The sequence below is a fragment of the Rhodococcus sp. 06-156-4 genome, assembly GCF_002259345.1.
In the GTDB taxonomy this organism is placed as follows: Bacteria; Actinomycetota; Actinomycetes; order Mycobacteriales; family Mycobacteriaceae; genus Rhodococcoides; species Rhodococcoides fascians_E.
Genome location: NZ_NPGB01000008.1, coordinates 17578 through 41419 on the forward strand (window position 1 = coordinate 17578; position 23842 = coordinate 41419).

The window sequence follows — 23842 nt, forward strand, 5'->3', positions numbered from 1 at the left end:
GTCCTTTCACTTGACGTATGCGCCCGCATCCACGGGCAGAGTGACACCGGTGACGTATCTGCCTTCGTCACTGGAGAGATAGAGCACGGCATTGCTGATATCGACAGGGTCGATCCACGGCACCGGCAGGGTGTTGAGAGACATGAACCCAGCCATGGCCTTGTCCTGGGTCGGCTCCGGATCTCCCGGCGCGAACATCGAGTACGTCCCCGGGTTCTGGATCATGATGGTGTCGACGTTGGTGGGATGCACGGTGTTGACGCGAATCTTGTACTGACCGAGCTCGTTGGCCATCGTCCGCATCAATCCGACGATGCCGTGCTTCGCAGCAACGTAATGGGCTACGTGCTGAATGCCTTTGAGCCCGCCGATCGAGCTGGTGAACACGATGGATCCGCCGTTTCCGGCTTCGATCAGCGAAGGAATGGCGACCTTGGCGGTGTGAAAGACACCGGTGAGATTGACGTCGATCATGTCCTTCCACTGCTGCGATGTCAGTTCCCAGGACAACCCGTACGTCGCGATCCCCGCGTTGGCGACAACGATGTCGACGCGCCCCAACTCCGCGACACCCTCGTCGAACACTGCCTGCAACTGATCGAGGTCGCGGACATCGGCTCGACGGGCGAAGATGCGACGATCGAGGGCCTCGACCTGCGCAGCCGTCTCGGCCAGTTCATCCTCGGTGGCAAGTGGGTAGAACGGGGTGACCGTATCGATGTTCTCGCAGATGTCCACGGCGATGATGTCGGCGCCTTCCTGCGCCAATCTGACTGCATGCGAGCGCCCTTGGCCGCGTGCCGCGCCGGTGATGAATGCTACTTTACCTTCGAGCCTTCCGGTCATACGGAGTCCTTCGGTAGTAGTACGGTGCCGGTTCCGGTAAGGACCTCGGCGCCGCCCATGACGGTCAGGGACAGTGAACAGTCGACTTGCAGTCCGTCGGGCCTTTCGGCCACCGCCGTCACGCTGCCCGATGCCTCGAGCCTGTCGCCCTCGAACACGTTGCCCAGGAATCGGAATCGATAGTGAGTGATGCGATCGGAGCCCCCGGCCCACTGGCCGAGCATCGACAGCACGTACGCCATGTTGCTCGGGCCTTGGTTGACGGTCTTGTCACCCATGCCCAGCTCGGCGACGGCCGCGCGATCGAAATGAATCGGGTTGGGGTCACGCATCAGCGCCGACAGAAGCTTCATCTTCTCCGGATCGACGCTCTCGATGATGCGGCCCGGGATAGACTGACCCACTTCGATACTCACGTGACCTCCCCTCGGCGCGGGAAGACGATGGAGTTGGTCGTCGACGCGACGAGCTCGGCCTGCGCGTCGAGCACGTCCAAGCGGTAGCCGACGATGTCGAACACTCCTGTCTTCTTACCTGTCTTGCGCGCCGCCGAGACGATTTCGCCACGGACCGTGTAGGACTCCCCTGTCTTCAACGGGGTGCGGACAGTCGTATCGGTCTCGCCGAACATCGGACCGTCTGCTTCGGTTGCGGCGAAGACGTCGAACAGTTCGTTCCACGTCCAGCCCATCGATCCGGTAGCGACGAGGAACACGAACGTAGGATGCGAGGCCCCGTCGTCCGGCGCGCAGTCCATGGCGTCGAGCACCAGGGTGACCCACCAGTTCTCCAACGTCCTGGTACCGCCCGGCATTCGGGTTCCGACGAGGGCCGTCAGTTCGTCCTCGGTCATACGCTGCGGCCCGCCGCCTCCCAGTAGGGTGCCCGCAAGTCGCGTTTCATGATCTTGCCGGTAGGCGCCTTGGGCAGCGCCGAGACGAAGTCCACCGACCGCGGCTTCTGGTACGACGCCAGGTTCTTCTTGGCTACGTCGATGATGTCCTGTTCGGTGGCCGTCGTTCCAGGTTTGAGCACGACGACGGCTTTGACGGCCTCACCCCATTCGTCGTCGGGGATACCGATCACAGCGCATTCGAGCACGGACGGGTGTGCGCCGATAGCTTCTTCGACCTGAACGCTGAAGATGTTCTCGCCGCCGGAGATGATCATGTCCTTGGCTCGGTCGACAATGTAGATGTAGCGATCCTCGTCCCAGGTGGCTATGTCGCCGGTCCACATCCATCCGTCGCGCAGCGTGTCCTTGGTCAGTTCCGGCCGATTGAGGTAGCCGATCATGTTCGATTCCGATCGGACGACGATCTCACCGGGGGTCTTGCCGTCCCGTGGGACTTCCTCACCGAAAGCATCGACGATGCGAATGGTGGTGACGAAACCTTCGCGGCCGCAGGACTTCAGACGATGCACATCGTGACCCTTGACCGCGGCGAGGTGATCTTCCTGGGACAGGAATGACATCGTCGTGCCCTCGGTCTGCCCGTATCCCTGAATCAGCGTGCAGGGGAACGACTCGAGTGCCGCACGCACGATGGTCGACGGCATGGGCCCGCCACCGTATTGGATGTTGCGGAGGCTGCTCAAGTCGTAGGACGCGAAGTTCGGGACGGCCATCATCCAGTTGAGCATCGTGGTGATGCCAAGGAATGCAGAGACCTTCTCGGCCTCGATGATCTCGAGTGCTTGCTGCGCTTCGAAGTTGACCAGCACCACCGGACAACCGTGCTTCATGTAGTTCATCGAGAGAACAACGGGAATGTGGTACATCTGGCCGGTGAGCATGTACACATCGGTGGGCACGACGCGTTCTGCCACAGTCTGATTGAGCATCCCGTTGGCGGCACTGGTGTGCGTGTGGATCGCACCTTTGGATTCGCCGGTGGTCCCGCCCGTGTAGAGGATGAAGAACGGATCGTCGCCGCCGATCGACGGCGTCCAGATGGGTTCGGCCGCGCTCGAGCGAGCGAGAAGTTCGTCGTAGGAACCGTCGGAGTCGGCGCCGAACTCGAGCCAGTTGTCGACGTTCACCGAGCGTTGCAGCTCCCGCTTGGTCTCGGACCATTCCGCGGCGGTGATGATCACTTTCGGCGCCGCATCGGAAATCAATCCGATGAGCTGCTTGATCCCGAGACGCCAATTCAGTGGCTGCAGAACCAGTCCTGCCCGTCCGGCAGCGAAGTACAGCTCCTGAAACTCGACACTGTTGCGGGTCAGGACTGCGACGCGATCGCCTTTGTTCAGGCCCAAGCCTCGCAGTCCGTTGGCAAGCCGTCGGACACGTTCGTCCAGTTCGGAGAAGGTGATGCGACGATCGTTCGGGACGTCGAACACGGCCTGACGGTTCGGCGTCAGCGCAGCCCACTTCGCGGGGATCAATCCCTGATTCAGCATGTCAGTGCCTTCAGTACGGGAGGTCGAGTGCGATGTGACGCTTGGAGATCAACCAGGTTCCGTCGACTTCGGTGAACTCGTCCTCGTACTTGCCGCTGGACAGAACGGTCAGTTTCCCTTCGGCCACCGAGATGATCACCAGATAGGCAACGACTTTCGCGTGCGTGGCATCGATATCGTCGATCAGAATGTTCGTTGTCAGATGGCGGCGCTGATCCGACTGCGAATGCGCCGAGCCGTTCATCAGCTCCATGATCGCGTCGAGTCCGTCGAACGGCCCGATGAGGTCGCCATCGGCGATCTTCATCGTCAGAACGGCATCCTTGGTGAACGACGCTTCGATCATCTCCGGATGATGATCGTCGTAGCCGAGCGCATAGCGGCTGAGAGTGTTCTCGATACCTGAACGGGACGACATGGCGGGCTCCTCGAGATGGTCGTGACGGTGGTCACATCAAGGCCAATCATAATCATCAATCACGTTGCGTCAAGGGCGATTTCGTGACATGCGTAGGATTGTGGACATGCCTGTGCCCGCCCGAGTACGGAGCATTCTCGGACGGGCGCACCGGGCTGGTACTACAGCAAATCGCCCTTGATCAATTGTTTGGCAAGCGAATCCAGAATCACTTCGGTAGAGCCCTCGTAGATCCGCATCGGACGAGCTTCCCGGTACAAGCGTTCGATGACGCTGCCGCGGGTGATGCCGTAACGGCCCATCACCTGAACGGCGCGATCGACCACTCGGCCGGCCACCTCGGTGGCCGCAACCTTGGCCATCGAGGACAGGTGCAGATTCGCCCTGGCGTCGCGCGCCGACGCCGCGGCGGCTCGGTACGTCAGCGAGCGTGCCATCTCGATATCGGTCCAGCACGTCGCCAGATGCTCGGGCACCGAGCCGAGCCTGGACAGACTGACGCCGAACTGTTCACGATTGTTTGCATGGCGTACAGCCTCTTTCAGCGCCGCATCGGCCAGGCCTACGGCTGCGCCCGCGACCGACACACGGAACGTGGCGAGCGTAGCGAGCACGAGCGAGAAACCCTTGCCCGGTTCGCCGATGCGATGATCGAGCGGCACACGAACGTCGTTCAAGATCACGTCGGAGAGCACGTGCGGCGCAATGATCTGATGCGGACGCTCGGTGGTGACTCCCGCTGCATCGGCCGGAATCAGCACCAACGAGTACCCGTCGCCCTCACGACCGAGAATGCTGTAGAAGTCCGCGTCTCCGCCGTTGGTGATGAAGGACTTGTGCCCGTTGACCACGAGCTGGCCGTCGACTTCCTCGATCGACGTCGTCAGCGCCTTGAGGTCCGATCCGACGTGCGGCTCGGTGAGTCCGAGCGCGGCGATGGCATCGAGGTTGGCCACCCGCGGCAGCCAGTGCTCCTGCATCGCGGGCGTGCCGCCGACCGACAGGCCGTAGCTGCCGATGCCCTGCATCGCGAAGAGGGAGTCGAGGTGTGCGCATTCGGCAGCGAGACGCTCGCGTACGACGGTCACCGCGAGCGAATCGACCTTCTCGAACCGGCCTCCGAACTGCTTCGGCACCGTCACCCCTGCGAGACCAGTGGCCTGCAGACGCTTGCGCACGTCCACATCGATGCTGTCCGACTCGTCGGCCCGTTCTGCAATATCGCGGACAGACTCTGCAAGCGCCCGCGCTTCTACCTGGAGTTCGACATACTTACTTGGGAGCTCGAACAGTCCCGCTGATTCTGACACCATGTCTCCATTCGTCAATCTATGATTACCATACTAAGGAATTGCCTACAGCGGTCCAGATCCAGGAGAAAACGATGCCCCAGTTCGACGCCCCCTCTCGTTTCGACCTCTCGGGCCGCGTCGCCCTGATCACCGGCGGCAGCCGAGGCCTCGGCAAAGCAATGGCGTTCGGGCTGGCCCAGGCAGGTGCTGACGTCATCATCGCGAGTCGCGATTTCGAGTCGTGCCAGGTGACGGCCAAGGAGATCGAGGACGCGACCGGGCGTCGGGCATTCCCGATCGCCGCCCACGTCGGGAAATGGGACGCACTCGACGAGCTGGTCGACACGTCCTACGAGCACTTCGGCAAGGTTGATGTGCTGATCAACAACGCAGGCATGTCGCCGCTGTACGACTCGGTGGACTCGATCTCCGAGACACTCTTCGACAAGGTCCTCGGCGTGAACTTGAAAGGTCCATTCCGCCTCGCAGCCCTGATCGGAACCAGAATGGCGCAGGGCGACGGAGGATCCATCATCAACATCTCGAGTGCGGCGTCGACCAAGCCACGGCCGGATGTGCTGCCGTACGCTGCCGCGAAGGCCGGCCTGAACGCCATCACCGTCGGACTGGCCAAGACCTTCGGGCCCACCGTGCGCACGAACGCGATCATGGCGGGCACCTTCCTCACCGACGTCTCCAACGCCTGGGACATGGAGGCTTTCAGCAAGCGCGCAGAGACCTTCGCAGCCAAACGCGGAGGCGACCCCAACGAAATCGTCGGGGCCGCCTTGTATCTCGCCAGCGATGCCTCCAGCTACACCACGGGGTCCATCATCACCGTGGACGGCGGGATGTAGGGCGGCTCCCAGTGTGTTCGGGGCGGCTCCGCCGCTCGAGCTGCACTACCTAGGACCGCAGACCCCGCCAGGCCATGGTGCCGCCGTCGACGGGGACATTGGTGCCCGTCATGAACGACGCCGCGTCCGAGGCGAGGAAGCACGCAACCCGGGCGACCTCGACGGGATCGCCGAGTCGCGGGATCAGGTGTGCGCCGCTCATGAAGCGTTCCTGCACAACCGGGTCTTCGGCTGCGTCGATATGCTTCTGCGCCATCGTGGTTCGAAAGCTGCCCGGCGAGAAGCTGTTGCACCGGACCTCGTTCGCCAGTGAGATCGCCGTTGTGCGGGTCAGCTGGATCACCGCGGCCTTGCTGACGGAGTACGCAGGCGTCTTGTACCCCATCATCCCGGACACCGAGGCTGCGTTGACGATGGATGGCCCTCGATCGGACGCGCGCAGATACGGCGCAGCGTATTTCGTTGCCAACCACATAGATTTGACGTTGATGTTCATGACCGAGTCCCACACGTCCTCGGGGAGGTCGACGATGTTGGCCTGCTCCCCCGACACGAAACCGGTGTCGATGACGCCCACGTTGTTGACGAGCGTGTCCAGCCCGCCGGCCGCGGAAACGGCGTCGTCGATCATCTGCCGGACCTGTGCACCGTCGGACACGTCCACCCGCAGCGCGACGCTCTTGGCACCAGCCGCTGCGATCAGCGTCTCGGTCTCGGCCAGAAGCTCGGGAGAGATATCCGCGACGATCACAGTCTCGGCCCCTTGGGCAGCGGCCTCGACGGCGATGGCCCGGCCGATTCCCGAGCCACCGCCCGTCACCAATACGCGCTTGTCTCGCATGTGTCAGCCTTCCTTCACGAGTGGTGGGTAACCAGTCACCGGCTCCGCCACCATGTCCATCGGCGCAGTTTCGTCGCGGGTGTGCTTCCACAGTGCGTAAGTTGCCAATGCACCGACCACCATCGGAACTGCGGCGAAGTAGTACAGCGTCTGCGGAGCGAACACTGCCAGCGCGTAGCCGACGGCGATCGGCGCCGAGATGGAGAACAACCGGCCGATACCCAGCATCCACCCGATGGCGGTCGAGCGTGCCCGAACGGGGTACAGCGGAGGGACGACAGCAGCAGCCGCGGTGATCGCGATATAGGTGAACAGTCCCACCGCGACGGTGAGCGCAATGGCAATCCCCGGGTGGCCGAAGAACGCCGCGAACGCAAGGATAGAGACTGCGGCAATCGCCATTGCCGTCCACAGCAACCGGCCCGCAGAGATCTTCAATGTCCACACACCGAACACCAGTGCTCCGACGAGTCCGCCGAGGCTGAGGATCAGGCCGGCGGTGGTTCCGAGTTCTGCGCTACCACTGGACTCTTTCACCAACTGCGGGGTCCAGGTGTTCGCGAAGTAGAACGCCGACATCAAGCACGAGTACATCAGCCACGTCAGCAGCGTCCGGTAGTACATGCCGTTCGCGAACAAGCCGCGAACCGAGGTGTTGTCCTCGACGACGGGGGCTACTGCGGGTCGGGCGTTCGGGTCGATGGCGGGGTTGTTCAGTTTGACGATGAAGCGGTGGATCTCGGCGTCGGCTTCCGGTGTGTTCTTGCTGATCAGGAAGTCGATCGACTCGGGAATCATGGCCAATGTGACCGCGACTGCCCCGGCAGTGATAACAGCGCCGAAGATGAACATGACCTGCCATGCGCCGTCGAAGGCAGCCACGAGCAGCGCTCCGATTCCGCCGCCGACGAGGCTGCCGAGTGGGAAGCCGATCGAGTACACACCCATGATGGTGTTTCGGCGCTTCTCCGGTGACAACTCCTGGACCAGTACGATGAGGCTGGCGGCCATTCCGCCGATACCGATGCCGGTGAGGAAGCGGGCGGCGATGAGTGCCTCGACGTTCGGCGACATCGCCGACGCAGCCAGGCCGATCAGGTTGAGGACGAGGCCCCACAGGATGAGGCGTCGACGTCCGATCCTGTCGGCAAGGGGTGCAAGGAATATCGATCCTGCCGCCATGCCGGCCAGGCCCGCGCTGAGAAGGTAGCCTTTCTCGGCGGTGCTGTCGAAGAATCCGTCGGGTAGGTGTGGGAGCACGAATCCCATCACGAACACGTCGAATCCGTCGATGGTGATGACCAGCAGACAGGCGGCCAACACTTTGTACTGGTAGCGGGAGATCGGCGATGTCTTGATCGCGGTCGAAACGTCCATCGTTGGTTCCATTCCGAAAGGTAAGGGGTTCAGTCGAGTACGAAGACGGGCACGTATTCGTACTCGTCGGCATCGCCGGATTTGTGGAATTCGGCGTGGACGGACGCGCCGGTCACAGGTTCGCGATCTTCTACGACCAGACGGGTCCACCACCAGGGGCCTTCGTCGAGTTCGACGACGGCAAGAATGTGCTGTGGAACAACGGTGCCTTCGGCATTGCGGCCGTACACGGTGGTCCACGAGATGATTCGGCCGCGGCCGCTGGCAGGTGTCCAGCGGTAGTCGGCGTCGTCCGGAACTGCGGTCTGTGGCGCGAGAAGTTCTCCGGTGCCGATCTTCTCGCGCAACAGGAACTCGCCGCGCGCAGTGCCGTCGAAGAAGTCGGCAGTCTGGGCGTCACGGCGGACAGGCGCAAGCGGGATGGACAGGATTGCAGTCATCGGCCGGCTCCCAACAGAAGGGTGGAATGGTGATCGAGGACGCCGCCGTTGCCGGAGACGAGCGCTGTGTCGTGCTTGTCGACCTGACGCTCCCCCGCCTGCCCGCGAAGCTGGATGACTGCTTCGGACAGCGGAGTCATTCCCCACATGTAATACGACGACAGCTGTCCGCCGCCGGTATTGACCTTCAGCGAGCCGCCCGGTCCGAGAAGACCTGGCGTCCCGACGAAGTCGCCGCCGGACCCCTTGTCGCAGAACCCGTAGTCCTCCAGCGAGATCAGCAGCGTGTAGGTATAGCAGTCGTAGAGTTCGACCAGGTCGATGTCCGTTGGAGAGAGCCCAGCGGCAGCGAACGCCTTCGGCCCGGATTGTGCTGCTCCGCTCACCAATCCGAAGTCGTCGTTGCGGCGCATGTAGTGCCCGGGATGCGACTGTGCCGACGCGAGAATGTCGACGGGTGGCTGCGCCAGATCTCTGGCGCGCTCGGCGCTCGTCACGATGACGGCGACGCCGCCGTTGGAGACGAGGCAGCAGTCCAGCAGATGGAACGGTGAGCTGATCATCCGCGAATCCTGGTGGTCGGCGAGGGTGATCGGATCACGCATCTGCGCAAGAGGATTCAATGCAGCCCAGGCCCGCTGCGCGACGGCCACCGACCCGAGCTGCTCGGAGGTGGTGCCGTAGGTCTGCATGTGCCGGTTGGCTGCCAGTGCGTACAGCGAGTTGGCACTGTTGACACCGGTTGATCCAAGAATCCCTTCCCAACCGACCCCGCCCGAGTTGGCCTGTGCATAGGACGCCCCGGTCGCGACGCGCTCTTTCAACGGCGCGTCCGCGAATACACAGGCCACCGCGGTGGCCTGTCCGGATTCGATGGCCGATGCCGCGAACTGAACCATCGCTCCGGCGGTCGAGCCGTAGGACTGCATCACCGACAGCAGCGACAGGTCTTCGAGACCGAGTTCTTGCGCGAGCGGCAAGCCGAGTTCGCCAGTGACTCCGCCGCTGATGAGAAGACCGTCGATCTCGCTCAGCTCGAGGTGCGCATCGGCCGCTGCCCGACGGACCGCGTCGGCGCCGAAGTTCGTCGCCGTCTTGCCATAGATCCGGCCCATCTCGGTCACACCGAGACCGGCGATCGAGGCTTTCATACCAGAGCTTTCTGGAGAGGCAGTTCGATTTCCATCGTTCCGGGTCCAACCGTGACGACGCCTTCGTTACGGCTGACCAGTTCGACCGCCACGATGCCTTTGTCGCCTCGAATCTCCTTGCCGACGACGGTGCCGTGCACGGTCGTGGTGGTACCGACGAGGTTGAACTTCTTCATTGCGAAGCCCTTCACCGATCCGATGACACCGGTCGGTCCTGCCCAGTCGCGAACTGCCCGCTCCCACATGCCCATCAGGAACAGCACGTTGGCGTAGGCCTCGGGTGCGCCGGAATCCTTGGCGTACTCGGAGTTGTGGTGGATTGAGTTGAAGTCGCGGTTCGACCCCGCCGCCATCACGAGTCGGTACATCGACAGCGGGTATTCGGGCACCGGGAGCTGCTCGCCCTCGGTGACGTCTTCGAAAAATCTCATGATTCGGAGTCCTCGGTCACGGGGTTGTAGGCGTAGACGACGTTGCGTACTCGCGCGACGACGTCGCCGCGGTCGCTGACGATGTCGTTCTCCCAGGACAGGAACGCCCCTCGGCCCAGCGAGGTCTGCTTGGGACTGCACGAGATCAGTCGTCGACCTCGGTTTCCGAGTCGTTCGCCGAGCAGGACCGGTCTGACGAAGTCGAGTTCCATGCTGGCCGTGAGGAACCCACTCGTCTCCGGTCCTGGATACGGGTCTTCGTTGTTGATCGGGCTTCGCGTCGGCTGCGCGTCGCGATCGGCACTGCCGTACAGCGTCTCCTCACCGGGGTTGCGCATCGCTGCGATCGCCCAGGACAGCAGGCCAGTGGACGGCGCAATCACACCGTCGAACCCAGCGCCGCGGGCAGCATCCTCGTCGTAGTGAATAGCACTGTCGAGCTCGAGCGGTTCAAGATACCGGCGGACAGTTCCGGACTCGACCGGATCACCGCCCCAGCGAATACTGCCGTCGGAGAAGTCCTCGCCTACCCGGACGACGAGTTCGTCCCAGTCCGCCACCCAGGACGGCCTGACGTCCGTCAGTTCTGTCGTCATGTCAGTGCACCTTCACTTTCCAATGTTTCGATCTGCTCGGCGGTGAGGCCGAGGATGTCACCGAGTACGTATGTGTTGTCCTGGCCGCACACCGGGGCCGCTCGGTCGACGGACAATGGCGTGTCGCTGAGCTGGTACCTAGGGCCTTCGATCGTCACTCGTCCGTGCAGAGGGTGGTCGAGTTCTACCAGATGCCCTCGGTGTCTCAGCTGTGGGTCCTCGCAGAAAGCCTGGCTGTCGGCCGAGACGTGTGCGGCAATACCGACGCGTTGCAGAAGATCTTCGAGGTCCTGCGAACGATGCCGCACGGTCCATCCAGCAACGAGATCGTCGAGTTCGTCGCTGTGCCGCAGTCGGACGTCGAGCGTGCGGAAATTGGTTGAGGCGTCGGGAAGATTCATGACCGTGGCGAGCATCCGCCACTGGTCGTCGTCGCCGACGGTGATGGCCACGAACCGTCCGTCGACGCAGGGGTAGACGCCGTTGGGAGCGAACGCTGCGTCGCTGTTGCCACGCCGCGCGACGACCGTTCCCTCGGCCGAATACTGGGCCAGATAGGGCGATTGCAGGAAGGCACCGCACTCGACCTGCGAGATGTCGATGTACGCACCGACGCCGCTCTGCTCACGCTCGAGCAGGGCAGCGAGCAACGCCGCCAGGCCGAACCGCGGAGCCACGTAGTCGGTGTACGGGCCGAACGGTCCGAGCGGAAGCCGATCCTCCCATCCCACCGCAGATTGGAATCCCGACAGGGCGGCACCGACATTTCCGTAACCGGCGAGGCCGCTGTAGGGCCCGTCCTGTCCGTTGATGGAACTGCTCACCATGATCAGGCCCGGATTCGTCGCGCTCAGGCTCTCGTAGTCGAGCCCCCACTTCTTCATTCGCCCGGGTGCGTACGACTCGAGGACGATGTCGGCCCAGTCGGCAAGAGATCTGGCGACGGCACGTGCGGCCGGGAGCCGAAGATCCAACGACACACCGAGTTTGCCTGCATTCACATTTCCGTACAGCGCCGAATTCTCATGTCCTGCAACACCACCCTCGAAGGGAGGCATCAGGCGCGCGGTCTCGACCTTGGTGCCGGATTCCACGCGCACGACGGTTGCGCCTGCGTCGGCAAGGGCTCGCCCGACGAGTGGGCCGGCTACCACCCAGGACATGTCGAGGACCTTCACTCCGTCGAGTGGCTTGCTCATGACGCGTTCTCCATGACGCGCGTGCCTACCCAGTCGGTGAGAACTTCCTCGGTGTGTTGTCCCAACGACGGTGCGGGTGTGCGTACTTCGAGAGGCTCGCCGGCGACCTTCGCAAACGCACCGGGCATCCTGATCTCGCGACCTGCATCGTCGACGACGGTCGAGTAGAAGCTCCGTGCGTCGAGTTGTGGGCTCGCAGCAACGTCCCCGGTGTCGTAGATCGGCACGCACAGCAGACGGTGTTCGCGTGCCGCTTCCAGCACAGCGTTCTTCGTCTTGCCGGCCAAGAACTCGGCGACGGCGCCGCGGGCCTCGTCGAATCGAGCGTCGTCGAATTCCCCGCGTGCCACCATGTCCGGAATTTCGCGCCAATCGATCGACGCGAATCGCTCGTAGTCCGAATTCTCCGACGCCATCCACCCGAAGAACGCGGTGGTGAACGCACCGGAGGCGCGTCCGACAGTGAGATGGAATTCGATGAGACCGTCGGCGCAGCGCCATTTCTTCTTGGCGGGATCGGTACCGGAACCGCTACCGGACTGATCGATCTTCTTCACCGGACCATCTACGAGTTTTTCCCACTCCGGGGCTACATCACCTGCGGTGTGGGCGAGAACCCTTCCCAGCGTCGCTGTTCCGAGACATGCCTGCGCGGAGACATCGACATGCTGACCGCGACCGGTGCGTGTCCGTGCCAGCAACGCGAACAATGCGCCGTCGGCGGCATCGGCGGCGGCATGGAGAAAAGCCTGCGGAATCGAGATCCTGACCGGTGGCCGATCTGCCTCCCGATGCGGGTCGAGCGGTCCTCCCGCAGCCCAGACCACGAGGTCACTGGCCGCGTATCGCGCCTTCGGCCCGGTGGATCCGAACGCCGAAATCGAGACGTAGACCAGGCGCGGGTACAGGGTGTGCAACTTTTCGAATCCGAGCCCCAGGCTGTCCATCACGCTGGGTCCGGCCGATTCGATCACGACGTCGGCCTGAGCGATCAAGTCATGGAGTCCCGCTGGATCCTCGAAGTCGATCGCGATGCCGCGCTTGTTGGCCGCATAGGTGTCCCAGAAATACGATCCACGAGGTCCGAGTGGCTCGGCTGTCCGCGCCGAGGATCCACCGAGCGGCTCGACCTGGACCACGTCGGCTCCGAGATCGGCAAGCATTCGGCCTGCGAGCAAGCCACGCTCATCAGTGAAGTCGAGCACGCGGTACCGCTCCAACAGCGCCATTGCGCCCACCAATCATGAAAAGGGAGAACACCTTCCGAATCAGCAGGAAGGCGGAACGTTTCTGAACGTTCTTCGTCCGTAACTAGGAAAGTACACTCTCCCCTGACACGAATCAATGGTTTTCAGTGGTTCAGGTCACAAATCTTTCGAACGAGAAGGAGACGGCTGTGCCGGACACCTCCAAGACGGGGCGCCCACGCGACCCCGACCTGGAACGACGCGTGTTCGATGCCGCCGTCGACATCTTCGGAACCCAGGGATGGGCCAAGTTCTCCATCGAAGCCGTCGCGCGTCAGGCCTCCGTCGGAAAGGCGTCGATCTACCTTCGGTGGCCGAACAAGAACACCCTGCTGCAGGACGCCATCGAGGACCGCATCACCGTCGTCGCCACTCAGGATTCCGGTGACATCAAAGCCGACCTCCTCGAACTCGCACGCCAGACCATGCGGCTCTACCTCGGCGGAGCAGGACGAGCGATTTTTCGCATGGCCATCGAGGGGGATTCCATCCCCGGCGTCACCGACCAATTCGCGCTCTTCCGCGACTCGCAAACCCTCGCCGCACGCGAGATGGTCCGCAAAGCCATCGCCCGCGGTCAGCTCCCCGCCGGCACCTCGGTGACGCTGCTGCTCGAAACCTTGCTCGGCGCAATCATTCTGCACACCCTCAGCACACCGAAGAAGCTGGACGACGCAGTGCGGGCGCACTCCGAAGAGTACGCCCGCACCTTGGTCGACCATGTACTGCGAACTACGCGCTGACGATCCCGCGCGTGGCGAGGTCGCTGAGTTCAACTGCACTCAAGGACAACTCCGCCGTAAGAATCTCGGCTGTGTGCTCCCCGACCCCAGGCACCCCGTCGTACACCGGACCGTCGTAGCTCTTCATGTGCAGGACCGGACCCGGCATCAGAACTTTGCCGAGTACGTCGTTGCCCGTGATCTCCACCAACGTGCGTTCCAGGAAATGCGGATCCTCCACCACGTCCGATGCGTCGTTGACCGGTGCGCTCACCACCTCGAACTTCTCGAGCACCTCGAGCACCTCGGTGCGCGGCATGCTCTTGCACCAGTCGATGACCATCTGCTGCACGTCGTCGTTGTTCCGCAGGCGATCGGCATTGGTCGCGTAGCGAGGATCGTCGATGACCTCCGCTTTGCCCATCGCCGCGAACAATCGCTTGGCGATAGCCTGATTGGACGCGGCGATGGACAGGAACTTCCCGTCGGCCGCCTCGTAGATGCCGCGAGGTGACGCGGCTCCGGTCGAATTACCGATGCGCTGCTGAATCTCGCCCGTCGCGGTGTACTTCAGGAACATGTCTCCGACGATGAACATCAGCGGCTCGTACAGCGCGACATCGACTTCCTCACCGAGACCGGTCTTTTCCCGCTTGAACAACGACATCGCCACGCCCATCGCTGCGGACAGGCCCGCGATGGAGTCGGCGAAACCGAACGGCGGCGAGGTGGGAGGCGAGTCCGGCCAACCGTTGACGTTGGCGAATCCACTGGCCGTCTCGGCGACGGTGCCGAATCCCGGCAGCAGGCGGTTCGGCCCGGTCTGGCCGAAGCCGGACACGCGAGCCAGAACGAGCCCGGGGTTGTCCTTCGACAGTTCCTCGAAGCCGAGTCCCCACGATTCGAGACGCCCTGGCCTGAACGACTCGATGACTACGTCGGCGCCGGCAATGAGACGCTTGACCAGCGCACGACCTTCGGCATCGCGCAGATCGATTCCCACCGACCGCTTTCCTGCGTTGAGCCGCGAGAACCCGAGAGACAAGCCCTTCTTCTGCGGAATCCACTGCCGTGCATAGTCACCCGAGGCTGGGTCCTCGACCTTGATGACCTCCGCGCCGAAGTCACGCAGCATGCGCCCTGCCGTCGGCGCGGCGTACATCGTGCCGAGCTCGACGACCTTGATGCCCGCGAGCGGACCGGTGGCGCCCATCAGATCCTCCACTGGATGTGCTTGACCTCGAGGTATTCCTTCATGCCCCACTCGCCGAGCTCACGGCCGACTCCGGACTTGCCGTAACCGCCGAACGGTGCGTCGGGGCGCATCGAGCCACCTCCGTTGATCCACACCGTTCCGGCCCGGACCTGCTCCGCGACCCGCCTGGCCTCGATCGGATCGTCGCACCAGACGTTCGCCGCGAGACCGTAGTCGGTGTCGTTGGCGAGACGGATCGCTTCCTCGGTGTTCTTGAACGGCACGATCACCGCGACGGGTCCGAAGATCTCCTGTTGCACTGCCCGTGCGCTGTGCGGAAGTCCGCCCAGCAGAACCGGATTGACGAACCATCCCTTCTCCGGCAGCGGCTTGGTGACTTGGAGCAGCTTCGTGCCGCCCTCGGCGACCGATCCGTCGATGAAACCGTTGACGCGGGCCTGATGGTCGGGCCGGATCATCGGTCCGATGTTCGTCGCGGGATCCCATGGGTCGCCGACGACCATCTGATCGAACGCCGATGCGCCGGCTTCCAGGAACTCGTCGTACACGCTGTCGTGCACGAGAAGCCGTGCGAGCGCTGCACATCCCTGGCCGCCGTTACGTGCCCAGCGAAGGTGCATCTCGACCGCGATCTTCTTGACGTCGACACCCTCGAGCACGATGTTCGGGGACTTGCCGCCGAGTTCGAGCGTCACACCCGTCAGGTTGGCCGACGCCTGCTCCATGATCTTCGCGCCGACGCCGTCGGACCCGGTGAACGAGACGCGATCCACGCCACGATGCGACGAGAGTTGTTGTCCCACATCGGCACCGCCGATGATGACGTTCATGACGCCCGGCGGCAGGCCGGATTCCTTGATGAGGTCGCCGAGGAACAGGGTGGTGAGCGGGGTTCGCGGCGACGGAAGCAGCACGACGGTGCAGCCCGCCGCCAGCGCGGCGCCGAACTTGAAGATCGCGAGATTGAGCGGATAGTTGTATCCGGTGATGGCGGCGACCACGCCGACGGGCTGGTGGACCACGTCGCTCATCGTCGGAACCGGCTTGTCGTATTCGCCGAGATGGATCGTACGATCGGTCTTCGCAGCCTCGGCGGCCCAGCGCAGGTGCTCGTCGACGGCCATCTTCACCTGCAGGTACGAGGCCAGCGACACCGGGCACCCCACCTCGTTGACGATCGAGGGTAGCAACCGGTCCGCGGCCTTCTCCAGCGCGTCGGCGAAGCGGTGGATGTGCTTCGAGCGCTCTTCTCCACTCAGTGCGGACCACGCCGGAAATGCCCTCCGCGCTGCGGCGACTGCGTCATCGACCTGGCTGCTCGACGCTCCCCCGACGGTCGCGATGACCTCTTCGGTGGCGGGGTTGTAGACGTTCCACGTCTCACCCTGCGGCTGGGCATCGGTATCGCCGATCAGCAGAGTCCTGGTGTCCGGTACCCACGTCTGATCTATCTCCGCCACGGCAGTCATCTCACGCACCTTCTTTCTGTAGTTCTGCAGGCAGCTTGGCCATCAAGCCGACGCGCTCGAGTACGCAGACGATCTCGTCGCGCTGGTTGTAGCCGATGTGCTCGAACCACACGATGCCGGAGTCGTCGCGGCTCTTGGATTCGCGCTTGTTCTTGATGGTGGTCTCGGCACGCAGAGTGTCACCGTGAAACACCGGATTGGGAAAGGTGATCTTCTCGTAGCCGAGATTGCCGAGGGTGGTTCCCATGGTCAGTTCGGGTACGTGGAACGCACCGATCAACGCAACGGTGAAGAGACTGTTGAACAGTCGCTGACCGTGAATCGTGCCCTTGCAGAACTCCGCATCGAGGTGTAGCGGCTGAATGTTCATCGTCAGCGAGGTGAACATGACGTTGTCCATCTCGGTCACAGTGCGGGTCATCGCATGCTTGTAGTGCTTACCGACCTCGAACTCTTCGAAATACAAGCCTCGCATTTACTTCTCGCCTCTCTTGGTGATCGCTTCGGCGCGCTCCAGCCACTGAACTGCTTTGTCGTAGTGCGCCTTGTCGATGTGCAGACCTCGGTACCGCAGTGCACCGGTCCCCTGCACCTCTGCCTTTTCGTATGCTTCGGCCAACCCTCGGTAGAACTCGATGTCCTGCTCGGACGGGCTGAACACATCGTTGACGGTCTCGACGTGCGACGGGTGGATCGCGATCATGCCGCGGAATCCGAGCTGACGACCTTTGACCGCGAATTCCCGAAGACCATCGAGATTTTCAAGGTCCTCCCACAATCCGGTCAGCGCGTGGATCTTCGCTTCTCGGCACGCGAGGAGAACCCGGCTACGCAGATAGAGGGTTTCGAGCCCCTCGGGCGTCCATTCGTATCCCACCTCGCGGGCGATATCGGCGTGCTCGGCCGACGGGCCGATCATCGCGCCCACGCGCGGCGATGCCGTCGCTACCTCGAGGGAGTTGTGGATCGCCTTCACGGTCTCGACCGGCACGATGTACTCGAGGCCGTCGACACCGTTGCGTGCCTCGAAGTGGTCGAGCAACGTGTCGTACTGCAGCACGTCGACGGCCTTTTCGATCTTCGGCGCGAACACTCCGGTCAGCCCGGGGACGACGACGGCTTCCAGATCGGCGCCGGTGAGCCGAGTCGCGAGCGGGTTCACTCGAACGAACAGTCCCACATCGGGATTGGTCTCGCGCACTCGTGCGATGGATTCTGCGACGGTGCCGCGCGCAGCCTCTTTCTCCGCCAGGGGCACCGAGTCCTCCAGGTCGAGTACGACGCAGTCGGCGCCGGACGCGACGGCCTTGTCCACCCACCGCGGCCGGTGACCGGGAACGAACAGGATCGAACGATACGGCTGCATGTCAGAAGTCCTCTCAGTAGCTGCGCGGCAAACCGAGAACGTGCTCGGCGGTGTAGTTGAGGACCATTTCCTGGCTGATCGGCGCGATCCGCATCAGACGGGATTCGCGGAAGTACCGTTCCACGTGGAACTCCTTGCCGAACCCGAATCCGCCGTGCACCTGAAGCGCTGCGTCGGCGGCGAAGAAGCCTGCCTCGGCGCACAAGTACTTGGCGGCGTTTGCTTCTCGGCCGCACGGCAGACCGGCGTCGACCATCCACGCGGCCTTGTCGACCACAGCGGTCGCAGCGTCGAGTCGGATGCGCGCTTCGGCGAGTTGGAATGCGATGCCCTGGTTCTTTCCGATGGGCCGGCCGAACACTTCGCGTTCCTTCGCGTACTGGGTGCCGCGGCGCAGCGCCGCCTCACCGATGCCGAGGGCGGCATTGGCCGAGATCACGCGCTCGGCATTCAGACCGCCCAGGATGGTGCGGAACCCATGACCGACCTCGCCGACGACATCCTCGTCCGCGACGAACAGCTCGTCGATGAACAGTTCGTTGGTGTCGACGGCGTTGCGTCCCATCTTCGGAATCGGGCGGATCTGTACTTTGCTGCGGTCCATGTCGGCGAACAGCAACGTCATTCCCGCGGTGCGCTTCTCACCGTCGATACGCGGACTCGTTCGGCACAGCAGCAGCATCTTCTCCGCTTCCTGCGCCTTCGTGATCCAGACCTTCTTGCCCGACACTTCGAATCCACCGTCGACCTTTTTCGCGAAGGTCTTGATGTTGGTGGTGTCGGTGCCTGCATCGGGCTCGGTGACGGCGAACGAGGTGTGCAGCTCGCCGGTGACGACGCGAGGAAGGTACTTCTTCTTCATCGCCTCGCTACCGTGGTGGATGATCGGCTCGAATCCGAAGATGCCGATGTGCACGGCGCTGCAACCGCCCATACCTGCTCCGGATGCCGAGATCTCACGTTCGACGATCGCGGCCTCGGTGACACCGAGTCCCCCGCCGCCGTATTCCTCGGGGACCGTCAGGCCGAGCCAACCGCCCTCGGCCACAGCGTTGTAGAAGTCCCACGGAAATTCGTGGCTGTCGTCGTGCTCCATCCAGTAGTCGTCGGGGAACGCCTTGCAGAGCGTCTTGACCGCGGCGCGGATGTCGTCGTGCGTGGGGTCGGAAGAGTAGTCCATGTGTATCTCCTGCGCTATGCGACCGGCACCGCAGTGCGATCGAACGTGTCGGCGGTGACGCCCTCGTCGCGCAGTACTGCCTTGCGGACCTTCTCGGACGGTGTCTTGGGAAGTGCGTCCAGGAAACGGACGTAGCGAGGTGTGGCGAAGGCCGGGATTCGTCCTTTGCACCAATCGAGAATCTCGGCAGGATCGGCCTTTTCGCTGACGACCACGGCAGCGAGCACCTCGTCCTCGCCGGCCTCGACGTCGGCGGGTACCCCGATGACAGCGCATTCGACGACCGCCGGGTGTGCCAGTACGGCCTGTTCGACCTCGTAGGAGCTGATGTTCTCCCCGCGCCTACGCAGCGCGTCCTTGTAGCGGTCGACGAAGTAGAACCAGCCGTCCTCGTCCTTCCGCAGTGCGTCACCGGTGTGGAACCAGAGATTGCGCCACGCTTCGAGGGTCTTCTCCGGCATGCCGTAGTAGCCCATGCTGCAGGTCCACGGCTGGACCGGGCGTACGACGAGCTCTCCGACCTCGCCGACGGGTACTTCGCGGTCGGTCTCGGGGTCGACAAGCCTGATGTCGAACCAGTCCGACGCCACCTTGCCTGCCGCGCCGGGCGGGATCTTCTCGCCGTACGGAGTGAGGATCGGCGCGCACGTCTCGGTGAGACCGAATGCGTTGACGAAAGCCTCTATGCCGTAACGATCTTTGAACTGCTCGACGACGGTGTCCGCGATCGGGGCTGCGTACACGGCGCGCAACCGGTTGTCGCGATCGTTCTCCCGTGGCGCCTGTTTCCACGCGAAGTCCATCATGACGCCGACGAAATTGGTGACGGTGACACCGGAGTCACGGACCATGTCGATCCATCGACTTGCACTGAACTTGGGGTGCACCACGGCACTGGCGCCCGCCACGAGCGCTGGATAGACGGCCATGAACTGGGCGTTGCCGTGGAATAGCGGCGTCGTCGTCATGTAGCGATCCGAGGGAGTGAGCCGCGTGAGCGAGACGACTTCCTGCGCGAAGAAGTACAGCTGCGAGTGCGGCATCGCGACACCCTTGGACGGCCCCGTGGTGCCCGAGGTGAAGAAGATCGCCCCGAGGTCCTGCGCCCGCGGCGCAGGAACGGTGACGGGCGTACCTTTCTCCAGCTCGTCCCAGGCTTCGGCCTGCCAACCGTGCTCGCGCAGCAGGGCGATCGCCTTGTCCGCGGTTCCGGTGTCGATGACCCAGAACTCCTCGATGCCGCGGCTGTGCTCGGCGATGGCGACGAAGCGCTCGGCGAACGTGTCGTCGATGACGGCCCAGCGGGCTCCGACCGTGACGATCTGGTGGCGGAGGAATTCGCCTTCGTAGTTGGTGTTGATCGGCACTTCGACGGTTCCGCCGACGGCGGCAGCGAACCAACTACGCACCAGCCGGGAGGAATTCATCGCCATGATGACGACGCGGTCACCCTGCTGCGCGCCTGCGGCATGCCATGAGCCGGCGATACGTTCTGCGGAGCCGAGAATCTCGGAGTAGGTGAACTCCAGCTTCTCCTCGGGCGTCACCAGGAAGGTGGCGTCGGGCGTGGCTGCGGCGTGGGTCCGCAGAACGTTGCTGAGCGTCCACCCCTCGGGGTCTGTGAAATTGGGGTGCAGATCGGTGTATGTCTGGCTCACTTGAAATCCCGGAACGGTTCGAGGGCCAGCATCGACGGAACGACATCCTTGCCCAGGCGCTCGATCGCGGCGATGGTCTCGTCGCCGTCCATCGTCGGCCACTGGGGGCGCAGAAGCAGTGGATCGACCGGGAGGGTGGTCACGAGGTCGGTGAGCTTGCCGACGACGTCGTCCGGAGTTCCGACGATGACGTGGTCGGACACCGACTCGGCGAACTGGTTCGCCAGGTCGCGGCCCGCCATGACGTCGAGACCCTTGGCGGCGTAGGTGAGATACCGGCCCTGAGCGACACGGGCGTACTCGACCATCGCCTCTTCCTTGCTGTCCGCTACGAGGACGTTGCGGCGAAGCGGCTGAAGGCCGAATTCCTTGCCGCGTGCCTCGAACAGATCTTTCACGACGCGGTAGCGCTCCTCGACCTCGTGCTTCGGGGTCTCGGGCGGCACGGCGTAGGCGTCGCCGTACTTTCCTGCTCGGCGCACACCGCCCATGGCGTGAGCGCCGATCCAGATCGGAACGTGCGGCTGCTGGACCGGATGCAAGTGCGGCTTGACACCGTCGAGCTGGAAGTACTTGCCCTCGAAGGTGACCTCGTCCTGGGTCCACAGCTGCTTCATCACTTGGAGGGATTCGTCGAACCGCCCGGCTCGCTCCTTGTACGGAACCTGAAGGTAGTCGAATTCCTCGGGGCGGTAGCCCAATCCGGCACCGAAGATCAACCTGCCCTCGGTGACGACGTCGAGAGTCGCGATCTCCTCGGCGAGCATGACCGGGTGATACAGCGGTGCGATCATGATCTGCGTGACGAGCTTGGTCGTCGGCGCGACGTGCGCGGCAAGGCGAGCGAGCAGCGGCACCGGCTGGAGCCAGCGAAGATCGCCGTAGAGGAAGTGCTGACCGATGGCGATGTAGTTGAAACCGTTGTCCTCCGCGGTCTCGACGATGCGGAGGATGTCCTTGAACTGCTGCGCCGGCGTCACCGACTTCGGCACGTCGCTGAGCAGTAAGCCGACCTGAACCATGAGAGTCCCTTCTGATCTGGCGCGCTTATTGCGCGGTGAGGCCGCCGTCGACGGGGATGGTGACGCCGGTGATGTAGCTGGCGTCGTCGCTGTTGAGGAATGCGATGACCGACGCGATCTCCTCGGGCTCGGCGCCGCGGCCGAGTGGGATAGTCGCGACGAAGTCAGCGGTGAGAGCAGAGACGTCGGATCCTGGCTCGCGTCCGAAGAACTGAGCGAGCATCGGCGTCTTGACCTGCCCGGGGCAGATGACGTTGACGCGGATTCCATCCTTGGCGCCGTTGAGTGCGAGAGCGCGACCGAACGGTACGAGCGCACCCTTCGTCATCGAATAGATGGGACTGAACGGCGAACCGATGAGCGCCGACGTCGACGAGGTCAGCGTCACCGAGCCCTTGCCGCCCGCCTTCTTGAGTAGTTCGAACCCGAGCGTCGTGGAGTAGTAGGCGCTCTTGACGTTGACGTCGATGTTCTTGTCCCACGTCGCATCGTCGACCTCGAGCCCACCCGGACCCGGCATGCCGACCTGGGCGTGCAGCGCATGAAGTACACCCTTCTCGGCGTCGATCTTGGCAAAGAGCGACTTCAGGTCGTCGTTGTTCGTCGCGTCGACCGTCACGGCCGTCGCCCGACCGCCCTCGGCCTCGATCTCCGCGGCAACCTTGCGCGCGGCTTCCTCACTGAGGTCGGTGACGTAGACGAACGCGCCTTCCGAGGCGAGACGATGGCTGATGGCACGGCCCATGCCGGATCCTCCGCCGATGACGGCGGCGATGCGGCCTTCATATCGCTGCATTTCTTGTACTCCTTCTCAAGTTACTTCGTTATTCAAGCGCGTTGGTCGAACGAACGTCCCAGTAATTCGGAAACTATTCGGGTTCTCTGCATGGTCGGCGTCCCGCCGGCGAGCGCCCAGCCGTGCGCGTCACGGTGCATGCGCTCGATGCCGAACTCCTCGGTGTAACCGTTGCCGCCGTGAAGCTGCATCGCCAGGTCGGTGACCTTCTTGGCCATCTCGTTAGCGGTGCACTTGGCAAGGGAGACGTGCAGCGAGTTGGGGAGCTGTTCCCCGTCGATCACCGATGCAGCTGCGCGCTGCAGCAGCAGCCTGGCGGCATCGACCTGAAGCGCCATGTCCGCGATCGTCATCTGTACGGCCTGGAACTCGATCAACGGCTTGCCGAACTGCGTTCGCTCCTGGACGTAGCGGATCGACTGGTCGAGCGCCGCCTGACCAAGCGCAAGGCTCATCGTCGAATTGCCGAGTCGCTCGATCGAGAACGCGGTGAAGAGCGTGCGGAAGCCACCGGGTTCGACGACGATGTTCTCCTTCGGAACGGCGACATCGTCGAAGTAGATGTCGGCCGACGGGATCCCGCGGAAGCCCATGAGCTTTTCGCGTGCGCCGTAGCTGACACCCTCGCGATTGGCTTCGACGAGAACAGCGCCGATCCCCTTCGCGCCCTGGGCATCGCTCATGCGCGAATAGACGAGGTAGACGTCGGCCTCGGAGCCATTGGAGATCCAGCGCTTGTTTCCGCTGACTCGAACCGTGTCGCCGTCTACCGTTGCTTTGGTGGTCAGATCCGTGGCAGCAGAGCCCGCGTCGGGTTCGGAGATCGCCACGGCCATCGTCAGGTCGCCGGCGATGATTCCAGGCAGGAACCGCTCTCGCTGCTCCTCGGTTCCGATCCGGGCGATCACCTGGGCTGGGCCGGTGTTCGCCTCGAAGATCTGGAATGCGGCGGGCCTGCAGTGGTAGGCGAACTCCTCGATGACGTTGAGCGCCTGTTGAAGCGGCGCACCTCCTCCGCCGAAACGCTCGGGAAGGGCGATCCCGAGGAAGCCGAGCGATCCGAGGAATTTGCGTTCTTCGAGCGGGAACGCAGTTCTCTCCGCATCCCACTGCGCAGCCTTGGGGGCGTACCGCTCAGAGGCGACCTTGGCGGCCACCTCTTTGATGGCGCGCTCGTCGTCGGTGAGTGTGCTGGCAGACATGGCCACCTCTTTCATGCTCATGATTATACTAATCCGGTGTGACCTACGGTACAAGATCTCACTCGTCGGCCACTAGGTTCATGCTAAACATAATCATGAATAGTTCGCGA

Annotated in this window: 25 protein-coding genes; 2 read left to right on the top strand and 23 right to left on the bottom strand. The window is 63.3% G+C overall.

Features of this window, described 5'->3' with window-relative positions:
* Positions 1–6: 6 nt before the first annotated feature.
* The 6 genes from CH290_RS03220 to CH290_RS03245 form a co-directional block, all read right to left on the bottom strand.
* Positions 7–846, bottom strand: a complete 840-nt coding sequence (locus CH290_RS03220; RefSeq protein WP_033190159.1) for a mycofactocin-coupled SDR family oxidoreductase — start codon at positions 844–846, stop codon at positions 7–9.
* Complete coding sequence (locus CH290_RS03225; protein ID WP_020110871.1) at positions 843–1262, bottom strand: MaoC family dehydratase; 420 nt, start codon at positions 1260–1262, stop codon at positions 843–845. The genes CH290_RS03220 and CH290_RS03225 overlap by 4 nt, the downstream gene beginning before the upstream one ends.
* Positions 1259–1699, bottom strand: coding sequence for a hypothetical protein (locus tag CH290_RS03230; RefSeq protein ID WP_019663166.1), 441 nt, complete (start codon positions 1697–1699; stop codon positions 1259–1261). The genes CH290_RS03225 and CH290_RS03230 overlap by 4 nt, the downstream gene beginning before the upstream one ends.
* On the bottom strand, positions 1696–3252 hold the full coding sequence (locus CH290_RS03235; RefSeq protein WP_020110872.1) for a class I adenylate-forming enzyme family protein: 1557 nt from the start codon (positions 3250–3252) through the stop codon (positions 1696–1698). Before CH290_RS03235 ends, CH290_RS03230 begins: the two co-directional genes overlap by 4 nt.
* A gap of 10 nt (positions 3253–3262) precedes the next feature.
* Positions 3263–3670 (bottom strand): nuclear transport factor 2 family protein, encoded by a 408-nt coding sequence (locus CH290_RS03240; RefSeq protein ID WP_020110873.1) that lies wholly within the window; start codon positions 3668–3670, stop codon positions 3263–3265.
* A gap of 161 nt (positions 3671–3831) precedes the next feature.
* Positions 3832–4983 (bottom strand): acyl-CoA dehydrogenase family protein, encoded by a 1152-nt coding sequence (locus tag CH290_RS03245; protein ID WP_080748779.1) that lies wholly within the window; start codon positions 4981–4983, stop codon positions 3832–3834.
* 71 nt (positions 4984–5054) lie between these two features.
* Between CH290_RS03245 and CH290_RS03250 the strand changes: the two genes are divergently transcribed.
* Positions 5055–5819: an SDR family NAD(P)-dependent oxidoreductase gene (locus CH290_RS03250; RefSeq protein WP_027498649.1), complete on the top strand. Its 765-nt coding sequence runs from the start codon at positions 5055–5057 to the stop codon at positions 5817–5819.
* A 49-nt stretch (positions 5820–5868) separates the two neighbouring features.
* Here CH290_RS03250 and CH290_RS03255 read toward each other — a convergent pair whose 3' ends face one another.
* From CH290_RS03255 to CH290_RS03290, 8 genes are read right to left on the bottom strand one after another with little or no spacing between them, the layout of a single operon-like run.
* Entirely contained in the window at positions 5869–6660 is a 792-nt protein-coding gene (locus CH290_RS03255; protein ID WP_020110876.1) for an SDR family NAD(P)-dependent oxidoreductase, read from the bottom strand.
* Positions 6661–6663: 3 nt separating this feature from the next.
* The gene (locus tag CH290_RS03260; protein ID WP_020110877.1) at positions 6664–8037 is read right to left on the bottom strand and encodes an MFS transporter; all 1374 of its coding nucleotides are present in this window, start codon (positions 8035–8037) and stop codon (positions 6664–6666) included.
* Positions 8038–8066: 29 nt separating this feature from the next.
* Positions 8067–8477 (bottom strand): Zn-ribbon domain-containing OB-fold protein, encoded by a 411-nt coding sequence (locus CH290_RS03265; RefSeq protein WP_033190158.1) that lies wholly within the window; start codon positions 8475–8477, stop codon positions 8067–8069.
* On the bottom strand, positions 8474–9628 hold the full coding sequence (locus CH290_RS03270; protein WP_020110879.1) for a thiolase family protein: 1155 nt from the start codon (positions 9626–9628) through the stop codon (positions 8474–8476). Before CH290_RS03270 ends, CH290_RS03265 begins: the two co-directional genes overlap by 4 nt.
* Positions 9625–10059, bottom strand: coding sequence for a hotdog family protein (locus CH290_RS03275; RefSeq protein ID WP_020110880.1), 435 nt, complete (start codon positions 10057–10059; stop codon positions 9625–9627). The genes CH290_RS03270 and CH290_RS03275 overlap by 4 nt, the downstream gene beginning before the upstream one ends.
* The gene (locus tag CH290_RS03280) at positions 10056–10655 is read right to left on the bottom strand and encodes an FAS1-like dehydratase domain-containing protein (RefSeq protein ID WP_033190157.1); all 600 of its coding nucleotides are present in this window, start codon (positions 10653–10655) and stop codon (positions 10056–10058) included. The genes CH290_RS03275 and CH290_RS03280 overlap by 4 nt, the downstream gene beginning before the upstream one ends.
* Complete coding sequence (locus CH290_RS03285) at positions 10652–11854, bottom strand: CaiB/BaiF CoA transferase family protein (RefSeq protein ID WP_020110882.1); 1203 nt, start codon at positions 11852–11854, stop codon at positions 10652–10654. Before CH290_RS03285 ends, CH290_RS03280 begins: the two co-directional genes overlap by 4 nt.
* Positions 11851–13083, bottom strand: coding sequence for a CaiB/BaiF CoA transferase family protein (locus CH290_RS03290; RefSeq protein ID WP_020110883.1), 1233 nt, complete (start codon positions 13081–13083; stop codon positions 11851–11853). Before CH290_RS03290 ends, CH290_RS03285 begins: the two co-directional genes overlap by 4 nt.
* Before the next feature lie 167 nt (positions 13084–13250).
* Between CH290_RS03290 and CH290_RS03295 the strand changes: the two genes are divergently transcribed.
* Positions 13251–13844: a TetR/AcrR family transcriptional regulator gene (locus CH290_RS03295; RefSeq protein ID WP_020110884.1), complete on the top strand. Its 594-nt coding sequence runs from the start codon at positions 13251–13253 to the stop codon at positions 13842–13844.
* Here the strand turns inward: CH290_RS03295 and CH290_RS03300 are convergent.
* The 9 genes from CH290_RS03300 to CH290_RS03340 are packed head-to-tail and all read right to left on the bottom strand — an operon-like array spanning position 13834 to position 23753.
* Complete coding sequence (locus CH290_RS03300) at positions 13834–15036, bottom strand: CaiB/BaiF CoA transferase family protein (RefSeq protein ID WP_027498651.1); 1203 nt, start codon at positions 15034–15036, stop codon at positions 13834–13836. The genes CH290_RS03295 and CH290_RS03300 overlap by 11 nt on opposite strands.
* Positions 15036–16508, bottom strand: a complete 1473-nt coding sequence (locus CH290_RS03305) for an aldehyde dehydrogenase family protein (protein ID WP_026347434.1) — start codon at positions 16506–16508, stop codon at positions 15036–15038. The genes CH290_RS03300 and CH290_RS03305 overlap by 1 nt, the downstream gene beginning before the upstream one ends.
* 1 nt (position 16509) lies before the next feature.
* Positions 16510–16983, bottom strand: coding sequence for a MaoC family dehydratase (locus tag CH290_RS03310; protein WP_019663150.1), 474 nt, complete (start codon positions 16981–16983; stop codon positions 16510–16512).
* A complete protein-coding gene (locus tag CH290_RS03315) occupies positions 16984–17874 on the bottom strand; it encodes an HpcH/HpaI aldolase/citrate lyase family protein (protein ID WP_019663149.1) in 891 nt (296 codons plus the stop codon).
* 13 nt (positions 17875–17887) lie between these two features.
* Positions 17888–19054, bottom strand: coding sequence for an acyl-CoA dehydrogenase family protein (locus tag CH290_RS03320; protein WP_019663148.1), 1167 nt, complete (start codon positions 19052–19054; stop codon positions 17888–17890).
* Positions 19055–19068: 14 nt separating this feature from the next.
* Positions 19069–20712, bottom strand: a complete 1644-nt coding sequence (locus CH290_RS03325; RefSeq protein WP_019663147.1) for an AMP-binding protein — start codon at positions 20710–20712, stop codon at positions 19069–19071.
* Positions 20709–21734 (bottom strand): LLM class flavin-dependent oxidoreductase, encoded by a 1026-nt coding sequence (locus tag CH290_RS03330; protein WP_019663146.1) that lies wholly within the window; start codon positions 21732–21734, stop codon positions 20709–20711. The genes CH290_RS03325 and CH290_RS03330 overlap by 4 nt, the downstream gene beginning before the upstream one ends.
* Positions 21735–21759: 25 nt before the next feature.
* Complete coding sequence (locus CH290_RS03335; RefSeq protein ID WP_019663145.1) at positions 21760–22530, bottom strand: SDR family NAD(P)-dependent oxidoreductase; 771 nt, start codon at positions 22528–22530, stop codon at positions 21760–21762.
* Between the two features lie 32 nt (positions 22531–22562).
* Positions 22563–23753, bottom strand: coding sequence for an acyl-CoA dehydrogenase family protein (locus CH290_RS03340; protein ID WP_019663144.1), 1191 nt, complete (start codon positions 23751–23753; stop codon positions 22563–22565).
* Positions 23754–23842: the final 89 nt, after the last annotated feature.

Bases quoted from the DNA above. Each gene is read 5' to 3' on its own strand.
- CH290_RS03260 (WP_020110877.1), bottom strand. From the start codon at position 8,037: ATGGACGTTTCGACCGCGATCAAGACATCGCCGATCTCCCGCTACCAG.
- CH290_RS03310 (WP_019663150.1), bottom strand. From the start codon at position 16,983: ATGCGAGGCTTGTATTTCGAAGAGTTCGAGGTCGGTAAGCACTACAAG.
- CH290_RS03275 (WP_020110880.1), bottom strand. From the start codon at position 10,059: ATGAGATTTTTCGAAGACGTCACCGAGGGCGAGCAGCTCCCGGTGCCC.
- CH290_RS03335 (WP_019663145.1), bottom strand. From the start codon at position 22,530: ATGCAGCGATATGAAGGCCGCATCGCCGCCGTCATCGGCGGAGGATCC.
- CH290_RS03265 (WP_033190158.1), bottom strand. From the start codon at position 8,477: ATGACTGCAATCCTGTCCATCCCGCTTGCGCCTGTCCGCCGTGACGCC.
- CH290_RS03255 (WP_020110876.1), bottom strand. From the start codon at position 6,660: ATGCGAGACAAGCGCGTATTGGTGACGGGCGGTGGCTCGGGAATCGGC.
- CH290_RS03285 (WP_020110882.1), bottom strand. From the start codon at position 11,854: ATGAGCAAGCCACTCGACGGAGTGAAGGTCCTCGACATGTCCTGGGTG.
- CH290_RS03305 (WP_026347434.1), bottom strand. From the start codon at position 16,508: ATGACTGCCGTGGCGGAGATAGATCAGACGTGGGTACCGGACACCAGG.
- CH290_RS03330 (WP_019663146.1), bottom strand. From the start codon at position 21,734: ATGGTTCAGGTCGGCTTACTGCTCAGCGACGTGCCGAAGTCGGTGACG.
- CH290_RS03340 (WP_019663144.1), bottom strand. From the start codon at position 23,753: ATGAGCATGAAAGAGGTGGCCATGTCTGCCAGCACACTCACCGACGAC.
- CH290_RS03220 (WP_033190159.1), bottom strand. From the start codon at position 846: ATGACCGGAAGGCTCGAAGGTAAAGTAGCATTCATCACCGGCGCGGCA.
- CH290_RS03250 (WP_027498649.1), top strand. From the start codon at position 5,055: ATGCCCCAGTTCGACGCCCCCTCTCGTTTCGACCTCTCGGGCCGCGTC.
- CH290_RS03230 (WP_019663166.1), bottom strand. From the start codon at position 1,699: ATGACCGAGGACGAACTGACGGCCCTCGTCGGAACCCGAATGCCGGGC.
- CH290_RS03240 (WP_020110873.1), bottom strand. From the start codon at position 3,670: ATGTCGTCCCGTTCAGGTATCGAGAACACTCTCAGCCGCTATGCGCTC.
- CH290_RS03315 (WP_019663149.1), bottom strand. From the start codon at position 17,874: ATGCAGCCGTATCGTTCGATCCTGTTCGTTCCCGGTCACCGGCCGCGG.
- CH290_RS03270 (WP_020110879.1), bottom strand. From the start codon at position 9,628: ATGAAAGCCTCGATCGCCGGTCTCGGTGTGACCGAGATGGGCCGGATC.
- CH290_RS03320 (WP_019663148.1), bottom strand. From the start codon at position 19,054: ATGGACTACTCTTCCGACCCCACGCACGACGACATCCGCGCCGCGGTC.
- CH290_RS03245 (WP_080748779.1), bottom strand. From the start codon at position 4,983: ATGGTGTCAGAATCAGCGGGACTGTTCGAGCTCCCAAGTAAGTATGTC.
- CH290_RS03235 (WP_020110872.1), bottom strand. From the start codon at position 3,252: ATGCTGAATCAGGGATTGATCCCCGCGAAGTGGGCTGCGCTGACGCCG.
- CH290_RS03280 (WP_033190157.1), bottom strand. From the start codon at position 10,655: ATGACGACAGAACTGACGGACGTCAGGCCGTCCTGGGTGGCGGACTGG.
- CH290_RS03290 (WP_020110883.1), bottom strand. From the start codon at position 13,083: ATGGCGCTGTTGGAGCGGTACCGCGTGCTCGACTTCACTGATGAGCGT.
- CH290_RS03300 (WP_027498651.1), bottom strand. From the start codon at position 15,036: ATGGGCGCCACCGGTCCGCTCGCGGGCATCAAGGTCGTCGAGCTCGGC.